At 43.2% G+C, this 4,818-nt stretch carries 2 protein-coding genes; both read left to right on the forward strand.

Annotated elements, in window-relative coordinates; genetic code table 11:
- Positions 1 to 243: 243 nt before the first annotated feature.
- Complete coding sequence (locus tag VGE44_RS05825; RefSeq protein WP_331076867.1) at positions 244 to 1,812, forward strand: hypothetical protein; 1,569 nt, start codon at positions 244 to 246, stop codon at positions 1,810 to 1,812.
- Between the two features lie 192 nt (positions 1,813 to 2,004).
- Positions 2,005 to 4,818: PVC-type heme-binding CxxCH protein (locus tag VGE44_RS05830; RefSeq protein ID WP_331076869.1), on the forward strand; the 2,814-nt coding region annotated here is incomplete at its 3' end.

Raw genomic sequence — 4,818 nt, forward strand, 5'->3', positions numbered from 1 at the left:
TCCTTTGCCTCCTCCGCCGCCACCTTTCAAAGCACCATGGGCATATGGTAATCTGCCACCGGAATTGAAGTAATAGGGTGCTTGTTATTGCGAGGAGGTAAGACGAAGCAATCTTTGGAAATTTAGTGGTATAAGTGAGGAGATTGCTTCGCTATACTCGCAATGACAAAAAGACTACGCTTACAATAAATATTAAACCAGAATCAGTTTAATGCATCTGAAACTTATATTAAAAAGATAATAATGAAGAATACAATAGAGAGTTTGAAAACTCAACAAGTTTATTTCAGAAAGTCCTTAGGGTCTGAGAGGTGCAAATCCGAGATGAGCAGACCTGTAAGTGCTTTTTATATAAACCTTAAGTCTGGATGTGTTCTCCTTTGCATTCCTATCATACTTCTGAGCAGCTTTCTGATAAATGTTCAGGATGGATTTGCCCAATCAGCAAAGATTTTCAGGGCCGGTGCAGCAACCAGTAATATCACCCCTAAAATAGGGACATCTATTAATGGGAATATGAAGGATGTTATGGTCAAACAGATTCATGATGAAACTCATGCGCGTTGCATTGTACTTGACGATGGAAAAACAAAATTGGCCATGCTCACTGTTGACCTTTGTATGATTTATAGGGAAGAGTTGGATGCAGCCAAACGCAGGGCACATGAATTAACTGGTATTCCTGTAGAAAACATGATGATGTCGGCAATTCATACGCATTCCGGCGGGACTGCCTGTTCAGTCTTTCAAAGTGATCCGGATCCGGAATATCTGAAATTTCTCAGGGAAAGAATTGCTGATGCAGTGGTTAGAGCCAATAATAATCTTGTTCCGGCACGTATCGGTTGGGCTGTTGGCAATGAGCCAAATCAGGTGTTTAATCGCCGCTGGAAGATGAAACCCGGCAAACCATTAATGAACCCATTTGGTGGTATAGATCAGGTAAAGATGAATCCAGGTGTAGCTAATCCGGATCGCCTGGAGCCATCAGGCCCAACAGATCCAGAACTTCCCATTATTTCAATACAAACTCCTGAAGGCAGACCGATTGCCATGCTCGCAAATTATTCCCTGCATTATGTTGGAGGAACAGGCCCCGGTGAAATATCAGCTGATTATTTTGGAATGTTCGCAGAACGAATGAAAGATCTTTTGGAATCTGATAATAAGGGATTTCCCCCATTTGTGGCGATGCTGTCTAACGGAACAAGTGGAAATATTAATAATATCAATTGGTTTGCAAATGAACCCATTCCAGCCACACCTCCCTATGAGAAAATGCGCCAGGTTGCTAATGTCATAGCAGCCGAAGCTTATAAAACCTATCAAACTATCCGGTATCAGGATTGGATTTCTTTAAGTTCTGCACAAACAGAGATTAATTTGGGAGTACGCTTACCTAAAAAGGAAGAGATTGAACGTGCTAAAGGAATCATCGCGAAGGCAAGCGGCCCGGTTATGAATACAATGGAAGAAATTTATGCCCGTGAGACAATGCTGATCAAGGATTTTCCGAAACAAGTGCCGCTTATTATTCAGGCATTTCGAATTGGAGATCTGGCAATCGCTGCTATGCCCTGTGAAATATTTGTTGAAATTGGTTTGGATATCAAGGCCAAAAGTCCATTTAAACCAACATTTACAACTTCTCTGGCCAATGGTTATAATGGTTATTTGCCTACACCTGAGCATCATAAACTGGGAGGTTATGAAACCTGGAGAGCCCGTTCAAGCTATCTGGAAGTAGATGCTTCTACTAAGATTAGCAGTGTGCTTTTTGATTTGCTGGGGAAACTGAAGGAAGGGAAATAGGGACCCAATAGCTATTTGGTAAGAAATAGGGAATAGGAAAAAGAAACAGCGTATTCAGCCCATAGCTCACTTCTCATATCTCACTTCTCATAAAATAGTATCTTACATCTCAAGAAAAGTACCATAATGCCAAAGCACAAGAAATTATATTTGATTAGCACATTTATCTTCCAGATTTTTATATAAATAACAATGAATAGATTTCGTTTCAGACAATACCAGATTTTTGGATTGTTATTGATAGTTCTAACAGTTACCATTGCAGCATTACAGCCTGATCCACGCAGTGAGAGGCTAAAGAAAGCATTGGATAGTTTTCAGATTGAACCTGGCATGCGTATCGATCTGATTGCCGCCGAACCGCTGGTTATCGATCCGGTAGCACTTGCTTTTGATGAAAATCGTCAAATGTATGTTGTTGAAGACAGAGGTTATCCCGATCCTGTTGAAGGCGGTTCTACGACCACTCTTGGACGTGTTGCACTTTTGAAAGACACCAACGGAGATGGCATTTATGATAAACGAACTGAATTTGCCACGGGTTTGACTTATCCGAATGGCCTGATGCCATGGAAAGGAGGAGTTTTTGTAACCTGTTCTCCGGATATTTATTATTTAAAAGACACTGATAATGACGGGATTGCAGATATTAGAAAGGTAGTCCTGACCGGATTTTTTGCAACTCAAACCGCGCAGATCAGAATGAGCCATCCGACTATGGGTTTGGATGGCTGGGTATACGTTACTGCCGGTCTTAATGGAGGAAATGTAACTTCACCTGATCACCCTGATCGCCCTGCAGTATCATTTAAGCAGACTGATGGCCGCTTTAATCCCGAGACTTTCGAGTTTGAGGTTACAGGAGGAAAAAGCCAGTTTGGACTGACATTTGATGCTTACGGACGGCGATTCGGTTGCTCAAACAGGCACCCGATTATGCATTCTGTTATGGAGCCCTGGTTTCTTCGCAGGAATGCTAATCTATTATTCAATGAAACCGTACAAAATGTTTCGAAGGTAGAGGCTGAAGCAACAGTATATCCGGTCAGCAGGTCGGTTACCAGTGCCGATTTTATTCCAAAACTGATTGGTCGTTCGCATGCGGGTACCTTTACTGCTGCAAGTGGATTGATGGTTTTTAATGGCAGCGGACTTACACCTGCCCACAAGGGTAATATTTTTATCTGTGAATCAGCCCAGAACCTGATTCAAAGGCAGATTGTTTCTCCTGAAGGAGTCTCCTTCAAATCCAAAACACCTTATGAAGGCAGAGAGTTTCTCTCTTCTACAGATGAATGGTTTCGTCCGGTATCTCTGCAGCATGGACCCGAGGGAGGACTATACCTAGCTGATATGCATCGCAAAGTGATTGATCATCCGGCTTATATACCTGAGGAAGCCAGGCCAGGTTTGGATTGGGAGAGCGGAAAGACCGATGGAAGAATTTACCGGATCGTTCGGAAAGATTTTGTTCAAAAGAAATATGATGCCAGTACCGGATTGAGTTCTGCTTCATCAACAACGGCTCTGGTTAAGTATTTATCATCTGCAGAGGAGTGGGAACGAAATACTGCTCACAGACTGTTGCTGGAGCGTAATGATCAGGCTTCAGCTTCATTAATAAAGAAGGTTGCGGTTGAGTCGGTCTTTCCTGAGAGCCGCGCACGTGCTGTTTGGTTGCTTAACTCAATGGGATCTCTGGATTTGACTACATTAAAGAAAGCTCTAACTGATAAAGTATCCGGAGTCCGTGAACAGGCTGTTTTATTGGCAGGGAATATGTCTCAAAAACACCCTGAACTGGTACAATCAATAGTTGCTGCCTCAAATGATGCGGCCATTCGTGTTCGTTATAACAGTACTCTGGTTCTGGGTTCGATGCAAGGGCCGCAGGTTGTGCAGGCATTAGCAAGATCAGCAGCAAGGGATGGGGCCGATAAGTGGTTTCGTGCAGCAGTGTTAAGCGGTATCGAGAAACGTATGCCCGAATTTCTAGCAGCTTTCAGGGATCAGAAAAATGCAGAACCGGTAGCTTTTGCTTCGGTTATGAAAGATCTTGGGCGTTTGTTTGGGAATGGTGCATCAGCTGAAGCCAGTCGTGCACTTTTGCAGGAGGTTTTGGCATCCAATGGTGATCCGGAATGGAGAATCGCTACGATGCTAGGCTTAGCCGAGGGAATCAGTGGCAGAGTAAAGGAGTTTGGTACATCTCCAAAAGGTTTATTATATGCCATTCTGGGGAACAATGCTTCAGGTTCTGATATTTCTGCACTTGATAATTTTGTTAACAGAGCACTTGATATAGCGGTAAAACAGACTGAAAGTACCAGACTAAGAATATCGGCAACTGCTTTACTGGGCTATACAGACTTTGAACGAAGCCATTCTGCACTTCAGAAAATGATGGTTCCAAGTACTCCGCCAGAATTATTGCTGGAAGCTATTTCCGCTTTGGCGCGATTGGATGATCCACGAGGGGCTGCAATCTTATTGGAGAAAAAGGCATGGTCTGCATACACCCCAAGAATAAAATCAGCAGTAGTGGCTGCCGTAGTATCAAAACCCTCATTTATCAATGAATTGTTTCTGGCAATTGAAAAGGGCACAATAAGCGGAGCCGAATTGTCGTCTGCTGACAGAATGCGACTGATATCAGATAAAAATGCACAGATCAGTGACCGCGCAAAGATATTGTTCAAGGAACTTGAGGGAGGCGACCGGATGACGGTATATCAGGAATATAGAAAAGCTCTCACAGCACAGGTTGATGCTAAAATGGGTAAAGCAGTTTTTCAGAAAGCCTGTTCAGCATGTCATACCTATCAGAACGTGGGAGGCAAGGTAGGGCCCGATCTGACCGGTGTAAAGAATCAGCCTGCTGATGCTTTATTACTTCACATCCTGGTTCCAAATTATGAAGTATTACCGGCATATCAGTCCATATCCATCAGTACAAACGATGGCCGATCATTTTCCGGCTGGCTGGTTTCAGAAAATGAGAATAGC

It is taken from the genome of Daejeonella sp. (assembly GCF_036405355.1).
In the GTDB taxonomy this organism is placed as follows: Bacteria; Bacteroidota; Bacteroidia; order Sphingobacteriales; family Sphingobacteriaceae; genus Daejeonella.